General features: G+C 69.3%; 9 protein-coding genes. 4 read left to right on the forward strand and 5 right to left on the reverse strand.

The window, feature by feature from the left end; genetic code table 11:
• Positions 1–7 precede the first annotated feature (7 nt).
• Positions 8–232, forward strand: a complete 225-nt coding sequence (locus tag ASG64_RS00555; protein ID WP_042573396.1) for a mycoredoxin — start codon at positions 8–10, stop codon at positions 230–232.
• Between the two features lie 36 nt (positions 233–268).
• Here the strand turns inward: ASG64_RS00555 and nudC are convergent, their stop codons facing one another.
• Positions 269–1,141: an NAD(+) diphosphatase gene (gene nudC, locus ASG64_RS00560; RefSeq protein ID WP_042573395.1), complete on the reverse strand. Its 873-nt coding sequence runs from the start codon at positions 1,139–1,141 to the stop codon at positions 269–271.
• Positions 1,142–1,216: 75 nt separating this feature from the next.
• Positions 1,217–2,287 carry a potassium channel family protein gene (locus tag ASG64_RS00565; protein ID WP_042573261.1) on the reverse strand — a complete coding sequence of 357 codons (1,071 nt, stop codon included), beginning with the start codon at positions 2,285–2,287 and terminating at the stop codon, positions 1,217–1,219.
• A 138-nt stretch (positions 2,288–2,425) separates the two neighbouring features.
• Here ASG64_RS00565 and ASG64_RS00570 point away from each other — a divergent pair, with 138 nt between their 5' ends.
• Complete coding sequence (locus tag ASG64_RS00570) at positions 2,426–2,857, forward strand: DoxX family protein (protein ID WP_056072372.1); 432 nt, start codon at positions 2,426–2,428, stop codon at positions 2,855–2,857.
• A 7-nt stretch (positions 2,858–2,864) separates the two neighbouring features.
• Here the strand turns inward: ASG64_RS00570 and ASG64_RS00575 are convergent, their stop codons facing one another.
• Together ASG64_RS00575 and ASG64_RS00580 are read right to left on the reverse strand one after the other, a co-directional pair.
• Entirely contained in the window at positions 2,865–6,302 is a 3,438-nt protein-coding gene (locus tag ASG64_RS00575; protein ID WP_082517916.1) for an ATP-dependent helicase, read from the reverse strand.
• Positions 6,233–9,610 (reverse strand): ATP-dependent helicase, encoded by a 3,378-nt coding sequence (locus ASG64_RS00580; RefSeq protein ID WP_056069108.1) that lies wholly within the window; start codon positions 9,608–9,610, stop codon positions 6,233–6,235. The genes ASG64_RS00575 and ASG64_RS00580 overlap by 70 nt, the downstream gene beginning before the upstream one ends.
• Positions 9,611–9,677: 67 nt before the next feature.
• Between ASG64_RS00580 and ASG64_RS00585 the strand changes: the two genes are divergently transcribed.
• Positions 9,678–10,496 (forward strand): alpha/beta fold hydrolase, encoded by an 819-nt coding sequence (locus ASG64_RS00585; protein ID WP_056069111.1) that lies wholly within the window; start codon positions 9,678–9,680, stop codon positions 10,494–10,496.
• Positions 10,493–10,831 carry an MGMT family protein gene (locus ASG64_RS00590; RefSeq protein ID WP_056069114.1) on the forward strand — a complete coding sequence of 113 codons (339 nt, stop codon included), beginning with the start codon at positions 10,493–10,495 and terminating at the stop codon, positions 10,829–10,831. The genes ASG64_RS00585 and ASG64_RS00590 overlap by 4 nt, the downstream gene beginning before the upstream one ends.
• Here ASG64_RS00590 and yczR read toward each other — a convergent pair.
• Positions 10,811–12,289 carry an aminotransferase-like domain-containing protein gene (gene yczR / locus ASG64_RS00595; protein WP_082517929.1) on the reverse strand — a complete coding sequence of 493 codons (1,479 nt, stop codon included), beginning with the start codon at positions 12,287–12,289 and terminating at the stop codon, positions 10,811–10,813. The two genes, ASG64_RS00590 and yczR, sit on opposite strands and share 21 nt — an antisense overlap.
• Positions 12,290–12,486 lie beyond the last annotated feature (197 nt).

The following is a 12,486-nucleotide window of genomic DNA, read 5'->3' on the forward strand; positions in this document are numbered from 1 at the left end:
CGTGACCATGTACTCCACTACCTGGTGCGGATACTGCCGTCGACTCAAGACGCAGCTGGACGAGAACGGCATCGCCTACACCGAGATCGACATCGAGAAGGATCCGGCGTCGGCCGAGTTCGTCGGAAGCGTCAACGGGGGCAACCACGTGGTTCCCACCCTGAAGTTCGCCGACGGATCCACCGCCACCAACCCGAGCTTGGCGCAGGTCAAGAAGGCTATCGGCCTCTGACGATCCGCCAGTCGCTCGGTCCCGGGACCGCCGCGATCACGTCGCGGCGACCCAGGATTCGAGCATCGCGCGAGCGATCGAGATGGATCCGGGCAGCAGGAGCGGCGCGTCCTCGGACGCGCTCCAGTCCCCCGCAGCCAGCGCGGTACGTACTTCGTCGCGGCTGAACCATCGGGCCTCGGCGATCTCTCCGTCGTTGAACGACAGCGGTTCGTCGATGTCGGCGCGAGCGGCGAATCCGATCATCACCGATCGAGGAAAAGGCCACGGCTGACTACCGAGGTACGTGATGTCGGACACGGTGAGACCGACTTCTTCGTGCACCTCTCGCGCCACGCAGGTCTCCAAGGATTCGCCCGCCTCCACGAAGCCGGCAAGCACGGACATGCGACGCTCCGGCCACACGGGCTGTCGAGCCAACAGGACGCGGTCCGCACCGTCGTGCACGAGCACGATGATCGCCGGATCCGACCGGGGCCACTCCTCGTGTCCCGTCGATGTGCTGACGCGTGACCATCCCGCCGCGGCCGGAACTGTCGGTGAGCCGTCACGCGCACTGAACGCGGCTGCACGATGCCAATTCAGCAGCGCCACCGCGGTGACGACGAGTCCCGCGGACGATTCCGTCAGCACATCGCCGAACGACCGGAGATCGGTGACCTCGCCGGACAGTTCGGACACCGGCACCGCCCAGACGTGGCGATCGTCGACGATTCCGAGGAAAACCGCGTCCGCCGGCGACGACTCTCCCACCTCGGCTGCGGGCACCAGTGCTACGCGGCCGTTCTCGACGGGAACGCGGCCGTGGGCGTCGACGCGCAGAACAGAGGCAGTCGGCCACCCCGCGGCGAGTGCTGCATCGTCGCGGCGAAGTTCCTCGGCACGATCGATGGGTGAGCGCGACAGCATGGGTTCGGAGCGAAGTCTGAAGGACACCTCACGACCCTACTGATCGGCGACGGCCTCGCCGGACCGGGTACGAGCTCAGTTCGAGACGCGGCGGATGTAGAGCAGTCTGTCCTCTGCCTCGATGGCGTCGACCTCGGGCGTGCCGACACGGACGAGCCGTCCGTCGCGCACCACGCCCAGGACGATGTCGGACAGGTGACGCGGCGACCCGCCGACCTCGTCCCTCTCGACCTCTCGCTCGGCGATGGCGAAACCGGCCTCAGGGGTGAGCAGGTCCTCCATCATCTCGACCACGCTCGGCGTCGTCGTGGCGATTCCGAGCAGTCGTCCCGCAGTCTCCGAGGAGACCACGACGGAGTCGGCGCCGGACTGTCGCAGGAGATGCACGTTCTCCGCTTCGCGTACCGCCGCCACGATCTTCGCCTTCGGCGCGAGTTCGCGCGCTGTGAGTGTCACCAGCACGGCGGTGTCGTCACGATTGGTGGCGACGATGATCGACGCGGCGTACTGAGCGCCGGTCAGTCGCAGGACGTCCGAGCGGGTTGCCGAACCGAACACGGTGACGAGTCCGAGATTGGCGGCCGCTTCGAGCGACGACTGATCGGTGTCGACGACGACGATGTCGGATGCGGACACCCCGTCGCCCAACATGGCGGCGATCGCGGTGCGACCCTTCGTGCCGTACCCGACGACCACGGTGTGATTGCGCACGCTGCGCCTCCATCGCTGAATCTTGAACGCCTGACGTGAACGTTCGGTGAGGACTGACAGGGTGGTTCCGACGAGCAGGATCAGGAAGAAGATGCGCAGCGGTGTGATGACCAGAATGTTGACCAGGCGCGCCGACGGCGTGATGGGTGCGATGTCTCCGTACCCGGTGGTGGACAACGACACTGTCGTGTAATAGAACGCGTCCAGGAACGAGAGCTGATTGTCCTGGTTGTCGGCGTAACCGTCCCTGTCGACGTAGACAACCATGGCGGCCAGGAACAGAGTGGCCAGCGCGATCAGGATGCGCCGGTAGATCGCACGCCACGGACTCTGCTCGAATTCCGGTATGCGCAGGACACCCACCAGCGCGAAGTCCGGACGGTCGGTGAGTCCGGCGTCGGTGTTCTGCAGTCGCCTGCGCAACCGTCCCGCCATGAGTCGTCCTCGTTCGTCGTTCGTCGTCCGTCGATCCGGTCCACATCGACTGACGTGACTGTAACGGAGCGCGCGACGTGGACGCGCGGACGGCATGGTCCGCTTGGCACGGACGCCGTCGTCGTGCAGGCTGCGTCCATGACGCTCCCGAACCTGCCGCTGCTCGATTCCGTTCTGCGTTCTCCTCGCACGAAGGCAGCGGATGCTGCGGCGGCCCGCCTCGCCGTGCTCCTCGGTGGCGCCGGGGTTCTGCACTTCGTCACACCGGCGCCTTTCGATTCGCAGGTGCCGCACGTTCTTCCCGGGTCCCCCCGGACCTACACCTACGTCTCCGGTGTCGCCGAGCTCGGCTTGGCTGCGGGACTCGCCGTCCCGCGTACTCGCCGCGTCTCGGGCGCCGTCGCCGCCGCGTTCTTCGTCGCGGTGTTCCCGGCGAACGTGCAGATGGCCATGTCCTGGTTGGCGAGTGACAAGACCTCCACTGCGATGAAAGCGGGTGTCGTCGCCCGACTTCCGCTGCAGATCCCGCTGATCACGCAGGCGTGGAAGGTGTACCGGGACGCACGGTGACGCGCTGTCACGGCGCCGAGGCATCGTGGCCGGCACTCGAGATCAGCAGCGAGAGCTGCTCCGCATCGGCGAGATCGGACGGTGCGACCGTGACACCGGAACGGACGTAGTGGAACGCGGCGCGAACCTGCTCGAGCGGAACCGGAGCCCCGCGTGTCGCGGACATCAGTTCCGCCCAGGCCAGGCGGTACGCCGCGAGCTGGATCGACACCGCAGCCTCCTCGCCTGGGGTGGGTTGCGCGCCCGTCTTCCAGTCCACCACCGTCCATCCGCCGTCGGAATCGGCGAACACGGCGTCCATGCGCCCGCGAAGCACCACTCCACCCACGGACGTCTCGAAGGGCACCTCCACCTCGATCGGGCTCCGCAGCGCCCAGGGCGACGCGTCGAACGCCCGCTGGAGTTCCTCGAGATCGGCGTCGGCGGTCGATGCCCCGTCTGCGGCGCCGGGTAGCTCGTCCAGATCCAGCAGGCGGGTGGCGCCGAAGCGGCGCTCGACCCACGCGTGGAAAGCCGTACCGCGCCGGGCCAACGGATTGGGCGGATACGGGACGGGACGACGGAGCGTGGACGCGAGGGCATCGGGGTCCGCCACCAAGTTCACCACCTGGCTGACCGACATCGTGCTCGGAACGACCACGTCGGTACCCGGACGGGTCACCGCCGACCGCTCCGCGAGCAACAACTCCAGATCGTGCGCCCATCCGTCCGGATCGTCGGAAGTCGCCGACTCGTCCTGCGCCTCGACACGCGTCCGCCCGGCGGCATCGTCCGCCAACGCGTCGCGGACGGCGCGGACCCCGGCATCCACATCGGCTCGGCGTGCGCCGAGTGGATCAGCCGGCCACAGTGACACCGATCGCACTGCTGCATAGGGGTTCTCGGCGCTGTCCTCCGGCGCGGGCTGCCACTCGTCGATCCGACCGACGGCGTCCCCGGCAACGGTCGCGTGCAACTCCATGAAGAAGTCCGACGGCCCCTTGGGCGAGGACGCGCCGGGTGTCCAATGATGCGCCGACACCAGGAGCACGCGCTCGGTCCGGGTGAGAGCGACGTAGAAGAGCCTGCGGTCCTCCTCGAGACGTCGGCGTGCGAGAGCCGCCTTGTGGTCGGTGATCGCGGTGTCGATGTCGCCTCGATGGGTCACGTCACCGAGGTCGAGCACGGGGACTCCCCCGGTGTCGTCGCCCGGGATCGCCCGATCCCCGCGCAGCGACGGCGGCAGCTCGGCGACCGATCCCAACCACGACGCGGATGCTCGGGTCGACGGGAACACGGTCTCCGCGACGTGCGGGACCGCGACGATCTCCCACTCGAGCCCCTTCGCGGCATGGACCGTGAGCACCTGCACGCGATGAGGGTCGACGTCCACCTCGCCGGGAGCGAGCCCGTCCTCGACGGTGTCCGCGGCCGACAGGAAAGTCAGGAGGCCGGTGAGAGTGGCCGTCTGCTGATCGCTGTACTCGGCCACCACGTCGGCGAACGCATCGAGGTGTTCACGACCACCCGCATCACCGGACCGCCGCCGCGCCCCCGCCTCGACTCCGATGCCCAGTACGCGCTCGACGTCGGCCACGAGGTCCGGGAGTGGTTGGCCCAGGCGGGCTCTCAGCGCATGGAGCTCGCCTCCGAGTGCCGAGATGCGAGAGAAGCCAGCCGTCGAGTACCGCGACGCGTCGCCCGGATCCGCGATGGCGTCCACGAGGCCCGACTGCTCGGAACGCTCACCGGGCATTCCGTCCTCGAGAGCGCGCCCGAGTTCGTCGGCGTCCGTGACGGCACCGGTGCGGCCGCGTCCGGTATGCGCGGCGATCTCACGGGCCCGGCGCCACAACGCGCGCAGATCCGCTGCACCCAACTGCCACCTCGAACCGGTGAGGATGCGCATGGCCGCGCTGCCGGCCAGCGGGTCACTGACCAGCCGCAACATCGCGACGAGGTCGGAGACCTCCGGAGTGCGCAGCAACCCCCCGAGTCCGACGACCTCGACGGGCAGTCCCGCTCGCCGCAACATCTCCGCCATCGGTCCGGAGTCTGCGTTGCGCCGCACCAACACCGCGGTGGTCGGCGGTGTGACGCCGGCGTCTCGTGCGAGGCGATACTGCTCGACGATCGTCTCGGTGATCCAGTGCCGCTCGTCGTCGATCGTCTCCGTGAGCGCCAGGCGGACATCGCCCGCGCCGGCGCCCGGCCGCGCGCGCAGTTCGTCCACCGCGACACCTCGCATACGCAGCGGGGCGGCGACGGCGTTGGCGAGTGCCAGCGCCTCCGGCGGGTTGCGCCAACTCGTGGACAGCTGCGCGATCTCCGCCGGACGCCGCGCGGTGCGAGGAAAGTCGTGTGCGAACCTCGGCAGATTGGCGGCGGACGCACCACGCCAGCCGTAGATGGACTGCATCGGATCACCCACCGCCGTCACTGTCAGCGACGGATCCTTCGCGCCGCCGAACAGCGAGGACAGCAGGACGCGCTGAGCGTGGCCGGTGTCCTGGTACTCGTCCAGCAGAACGAGGCGGCAGCGAGAGCGTTCGTCGCGCCCGACGTCGGGATGGTCCGCCGCCACCCGCGCAGCGAGCGACATCTGGCGGCCGAAGTCGAGGAGACCGTCTCGCGTCATGACCTCGTGGAGTCGAACGACCAACGGCAGCAGGGCTATCCGGTCCTCCTGGACGGCCAGGACGTTCAGGAGCTCCTTCTTCGGTCCCCCCTGTTTCTGCCCGGGACCGGGCGGAAGATGGTGGACGAGCTTCTCGAACTCGGTGTGCGCTTCGAGGAGGTCGGACGGCTCGACCAGGTGCTCCGCCAGTTGCCCGGACAGAGCCAGAACGGATTCGGTGATCGACGCCGGAGTCCGGTCGAGCGGAATGTCACCGTCCCAGCCGGCGACGACGCGATGCGCCAACTGCCACAGTTCCGTCTCGGAGACCAGAGTGGTGGACGGTTCCAGCGGCAGAACCATCCCGTGGCGGTCGAGAAGCCTGCCCGCGTACGAGTGATAGGTGCTCACCTCGGGCTCGCCCGAGGTGACGGTACGGCGAAGCTCTCCCGACGGGTCCAGTCGACGGATCAGATCCGATCCCGCGAGTCTCGCGAGCCGCTGCCTGATCCGGGACGTCAGTTGCTGCGCAGCCTTGCGCGTGAAGGTCAGCCCCAGCACCTCCTCCGGACGGACCAGGCCGTTGGCGACCATCCAGACCACCCGCGCAGCCATCGTCTCCGTCTTGCCGGCACCCGCGCCGGCCACCACGAGCAGTGGACCGCGAGGAGCGGCGATGATGCTCGACTGCTCGTCCGTCGGCCGATTCTGACCCAGCGCGAACGCCAGCTCCGCCGGGCTGACACGAGCCCCGTCGGCATCGTCGATCGTCGTCGTACTCACCCCTCCGTGACCTGCCGTCCCTTGTCCTGAGCCGGACACGACGACGCTATCGGGCAGTGCCGACATCCGTCGTTCACGCGAGCCTCGAAGACCGGCCCACGGGTCGCGCGAGCAGCGTCGACCACCACGTCACGCCACTGCTCGAGCGTCTCGCCCGACAACGGCGGCTGCGTCCGCTGCGTGGCTCCGGTGCTGCGGTGCCCCTTCGCGACGTACACCAGGCGACCACCACCGGGATCGCCCGCCGGTTCGCCCTCGACCGCACCCGCGGCCAGCGCGATCTGGTACGTGGCCAGCTGCGCATGGTCCGCGGTCGCCGCGGCGGAGGCGGGATTCTTCCCCGTCTTCACGTCGATCACGACCGCTCGGCCGTCGGGATCGCGTTCGAGCCGATCGATGCGGCCGCGCAGATGAACGGACGGCTCGTCCGGCGTCCGGGGCGGGAGGATGCCGTCGACCGGCACCTCGACTCCGACGGCGGTCAGCTCTCCGCGAGATCGACTCATCCATTCCTGGAACGTATCGATCATCGTGGCCGTACGCGCCAATTCCTTGCGGGAGAACCAGGAAGACCCCAGATCGACTGCCACCCATGCCTTCTCGAGCTCGCGTCGCACCTCGACGGGAGGCACGCGACCGGCAACGGCCTGCACCAACGTGTGCACCAAGGTTCCGGTGACGGCGTGCACGGTGTCACCGTCGGTACCGCCACTGCGCTCGAGCGCCCACCGCAGGGGGCATGCCGTCAGCACCTCGACCGTCGACGGTGACAGCGACACGGGCCCGTCCTCCGGATCCCACAACGCCTCGTCGGTGCTGATACCGGACACCCCGTACCACTCGTCCGGGTGTGCTCCCCGAACTCCTTCCCGCGCCAGTCGCGCGAGGTGGCTCGCCGCCCTGGCGTGTCTGGCCGGATCCGCCTCGGCGACACCCTGATCACACACCACGGATCGCAGCTCGGCCACCAGCGCGGGCAACGCGAGGACACGGCCCTGCGGTGCCTCCGCAGGCACCTCGTCCGACGACGGGTCACCCACGGAGTGACGCGCGAGACCCGATGCCAGCACCTCGTCCACGAAGCGAGAGCGCACGGCGTCGGAACCGCCCGTCACCGAATCCACCGCCGTGACCAGGAGGGACGACCGGGCCCGACTGCACGCCACGAGGAACAGACGCCGCTCCTCCGCGAGCAGCGGCGCGGTGCGGGAGACCCGGTCCTCCAGGTCACGCCCACCGTCCGAGATCCCTGCCGCGAGATCGACCAGAGCCTCGACTCCGAGGAGCGATCCACGTGGCCGCAGGGCGGGCCAGAGCCCTTCCTGGACACCGGCCACTGCCACGACATCCCATTGACGACCGACGGCCGCGTGTGCGCTGATCACCCGCACGGCGTCCGGAGTCACCGCCTCCCGACGCCCGTCTCCGACAGGTATCTCCTGGTCCGTCACGTGGTCGACGAAACCCTCCAGGGTTCCGCGCGGAAGCGAATCCACGTACGACGCCGCCGCGTCGAACAGCGCGACGACGCTGTCCAGGTCGCGGTCCGCCTGGACTCCCAGCGGTCCACCACGCGCCGACGAGGCAACCCACCGACGTTCCAATGTCGTTGCGCGCCATCCCGCCCACAGAGCCTCCTCGACGCGCCGACCCGACGCGCCGACGGCCGCCGCGGTGGCGGAGACGACCGCCCGCACCCGTCGGAGCGGGGCACTCTCGACATCGGAGAGCCGACCGACGATCTCGTCGACCGAGTCACCGATCACGGCGGCGCGCAGCAGTGTCGACGAATCCCGATCGCCACCCTCGCCGACGTCGCCGCGTCGGAGACCGCGGCGCAGCCGACGGACCGCCAGCGGATCCGCAGCGCCGATGGGACCTTCCACCAATGCGAGCGCCGCGTCCTCGGAGAACACCGTCTGCGACCTCTCCGGAGCACAGCGCGACGCGGCGACAGCGCGCATCACCAGCAGCAACGCTGCGGCGCCGCGCTGGCGATGAAGAGGCAGCGCCGTCGCGGACGACACGACGGGGACGCCCGCCGCGTGCAGGGCTCGGCGGAGCGGTGGCAGCGAGCGAGGAACCGATCGGACGACCACGGCCATGTCCGACCACGCCACGCCGTCCGCGAGATGGGCGCGGCGGAACGTGTCCGCGATAGCGACGGCTTCCTTCGCCGTCGACGACGCCACCACGACTCGAACAGGTGGCACCGCTCGTGTCACGACGTCGCTGTCCGTGCCGTCCCCCTGCGGTTCGTCCCGATACGCCCCCGCGACTCGATGACCGACGCGTCCCGGAAGCATCGAGGCGACGGCGCTTGCGACCGAGCCGACGGCAGCCGACGCACGATGGTTGTGCGACAGAACGACTCGCCGAGCTCCCATCCGGTCGTCCAGATCTGCCAGGAACCGCGCGTCCGCACCGCGGAACGAGAACACCGCTTGATCGGGGTCACCCGCGACGACGGTCGACGACGCGCCCGCGGCCAACAGCCGGATCAGCTGTGCCGCCTGAGGATCGAGGTGCTGGGCATCGTCGACCAAAACGTGCCGTATGCGAGTGCGTTCCCGCACCAACAGATCCGGATCGGTCGCGAACGCGGTGAGCGCCGCGCCGACCAGTTCCGCAGCGTCGAGGCCCGGCGCCGTGGCCTCCGGCGTCTCCACGCCGACGGAGCCGCGCAGGAGCATGGCCTGCTCGTACTGGGCCGCGAACTTGCCGGCCGCGACCCACTCCGGACGTGCATGCTTGCGTCCCCATGCCACCAGGTCCTCGGGGCCGAGCCCCCGCTCGGCGGCGCGCAGGATCAGGTCGCGCAACTCGGACGCGAATCCGACCAGGCCCAGGGCCGGCCGCACACGTTCGGGCCACCGAGACGCGCCGTCCTCGACCTCGCCGCGCAGCATCTCGCGGATGACCGAGTCCTGATCGGCGTTGGTGAGCAGCCGAGGCGGCGGATTGCCGTATCCGGACGCCTGCAACCGGAGCACCGCGAAGGCGTAGGAATGCACGGTCCGGACCAACGGCTCGCGGGTCGCGCGCGGTGCGGAGTCCGCCCCCAGGAGACCTGCCGTGATCTGCTCCCGCATGTCCACCGCGGCCTGCCGCGAATGAGTCAGCACCAGCACGGACTCGGGATCACTACCCGCCGCCGTCATACGTGCCACCGCGACATCGGCGATCAGAGAAGTCTTGCCGGTTCCGGGACCACCGAGAACCTGCCACGGCCTGCCGTCTCCTGCCCCGAACAACGGCGAGCAGTCCTCGGGCCACCGACGGGGCGCCTCACGGTGCGAGGACCGCCGCACCAGCCGTATACCGCCACCGGCCGTAGCGGACGTCACCGCCCTGTCCGTCCCGACCTTGTCCATGAGCGCATTGCATCATGGACCTACGACACCCGGCCCGACCCCGCCACGACCACCGACCGGAGGCCTGATGACCACCACCGAGCCCGACGATCCGACCACCGACGTCCACGTGTTCGGGCCGTCCGACGGTCCGGTCGTGCTGGCCGTCCACGGCATGACCGGACACGGACGGCGATGGAGGCCGTGGAGCGAACACCTTCCGCATGCCCGCATCGTCGCCCCCGACCTGATCGGACACGGCCACGCCGACTGGACTCCCCCGTGGTCGATCGAACGGCAGGTCGAGCGGCTCGCGTCCGTGGTGCGACAGAACACCGACAGTCCCGCCGTCGTCGTGGGCCATTCCTACGGCGCGGCCCTGGCGATCCACCTGGCGCGCGCGGAGCCGACGCTGGTCGCCGGACTGGTGCTGCTCGATCCGGCGATCGGTCTGCCCGCCCGCACGATGCTCGAGGTGGCGGAGTCGACGGTGATGTACGACGACTACACGGACGAGGACGAAGCACGGTCGGAGAAGATCCACGGCGCCTGGTCCGACGTGGACCCGGCCCTGGTGGAGGAGGAACTGGCAGTGCATCTCGTCGACGCCGGGAACGGGCGGGTGCGGTGGCGGACGTCGACGGCGGCGATCGTGGCATCCTGGGGCGAGTTGGCCAGGCCGTTCGTCCTGCCGCCTCCCGACATCCCGGTGGTCGTGGTGCGGGCATCGAGGGTCGATCCGCCGTACGCGTCGCAGGAGTTCCGCGACGCCCTCACCGCGTCGTCGACGTCCGCCGAGCTCCTGGACTTCGACTGCGACCATATGGTTCCGCAGGCGAAGGGGCCGGAATCGGCCGCGCTGGTCGAGAAGATGCTCCGCACGATCGCCGATTCCTCGCGTCCATGAGCCGCATCACGGACGAACAGGTCGAAGCGGTGCGCGGTGTCGTCGCCGCCATCCCCGTCGGTCGTGTGAGCACCTACGGCGACATCGCGCATGCCGTCGGCCTGCCGAGCCCTCGCATCGTCGCGTGGATCATGCGGACCGACTCGTCGGACCTCCCGTGGCACCGGGTCATCCGGGCCGACGGTCGACCGGCGCCACACCTGGCGACTCGACAGCTCGCGGCATTGGCCGACGACGGTGTGTCCGCTGTCGACGGCCGTGTGTCGTTGGCGTCCGTGCGTCACAGACCGGACCCGCCGGCGCAGGCCGACCTGCTAGACGACGGCCTCGGGTAGGGCATGCGACGGCACGCTCTCGCGCGGCCCGGTATCGCGGCCGTGGCCGACCAGTTCCGCGAGGACGGCGACAGCGTCGTCGATCTCACCGGGACTGCGGGAGAACGGGATTCGTTGGTTCTCGTCGAAGGCGTAGCCGGTCCCGAAGCGGGATCCGGGTGCCAGCAACAATCCTCGTCCGCGTGCGGACTCGACCAGATCTGTCGACCGTAGCCCCTCCGGCAACGTGCACCACAGCGACAACCCGCCGCGAGGTCGATGGAAGGTCCATCCGGGAAGCGATCGAGTCACGGCCGCCATCGCCGCGTCCCGGCTGCGTCGTAGTTGCTCGCGACGATGCGCCACGACGGCATCGTGCTCCCCCATCAGCTCGATCGCCGTGTACTGGTCCATCATCGACACCGACAGTTGACGCCTGGCGTAGGTGGCCGCCACTCGCGACAGGTGTGCGGGATCGGCTCGGAGCCATCCGACCCGCAGCCCACCCCACACGGTCTTGGACATGGATCCGACCGTGATGCACGCCCGGTCCGGTAGCGGTGCTCCGAACGGCTCGATGTCGTCGTCACCGTCGAGGTTCAGATCGACCGAGACCTCGTCGACCAGTGTCACGACGCCGTGGCGGTGCAACGTCGCGGCGAGTCGGCGTCGAGCGTCCTGCGGCATCACCGATCCGGACGGGTTCGAATTATCCGGCATGAGATACGCCAGAACGGGATCGTGTTGTCGGGCAAGCTTGTCGGCCGCCTCGACGAAGCTGTCGGGATCGGCCGGGTCGATCGGTACGGGAACACACTTGCCTCCCCGTGACCGCACCATGTCGATCACCCCCGGATAGGTGGGATGTTCCGTCAGCACCCGGTTGCCAGGCTCGACGAACGTCTCGAGCACGACGTGCAGCGCGTCGCTGGCGCCGGCGGTGATCAGGATCTGCTCGGCGGTCGTCGGCAGTCCGCGGCGGGTATATCGTCGCGCGACGGCCTCTCGCAGACGGCCCACCCCTGCGGGTACGTATCCCACGTGCACCGCGAACGTTCCCAGCGCGCGGGCGGCAGCCTCGTAGGCCGGTGCCAGCAGAGCCGAGGCCGGCGGCGCCGCGTTGACGAATTCGAGGACTCCCGGCTGCGTTCCTCGCAGGATTCCGCCCCACGGCTGGGAGTCACTGCGGGGGACGACGAAGGTTCCGGCGCCGTGGACAGACACGGCCACCCCGTGCTCGCGCAGTTCGCGGTAGGCCGACGCGACCGTGACACGGGAGATGCCGAGCACGGAGGCGAGCACCCGCTCCGACGGCAGACGTGCATCGGACGGCACCATCCCCTCCTCGACGAGTCGGTGCAGTTCCTGCGCCAGGCCGAGGTACATCGACGTGGAGTCGGCGACCACGGCGCTCATGTCGATGGCCGATGCGAGCGCTCGCGCGGAAACGCTGTCGCGGAGACGGGAGGGAGTCGTCATCCATCCACTATTGCACAGTCCACTGGCATCGAGTGGACTGCTCCATCGGCCCGAAACGGCGGCCACACTACGTCCATGATCATCATTGGAGTGCTCGCGACCGTGTCCCTTCTCAGCCTCGGCTTCGGCGCGGCAGCCGTCGTCGGCGGTGGCCGCTGCGCGTCGTCCGGTCCCCCTCGCAGTCGCTAGAGTGAGAG

The sequence above is a fragment of the Rhodococcus sp. Leaf247 genome, assembly GCF_001426185.1.
GTDB lineage: Bacteria > Actinomycetota > Actinomycetes > Mycobacteriales > Mycobacteriaceae > Rhodococcoides.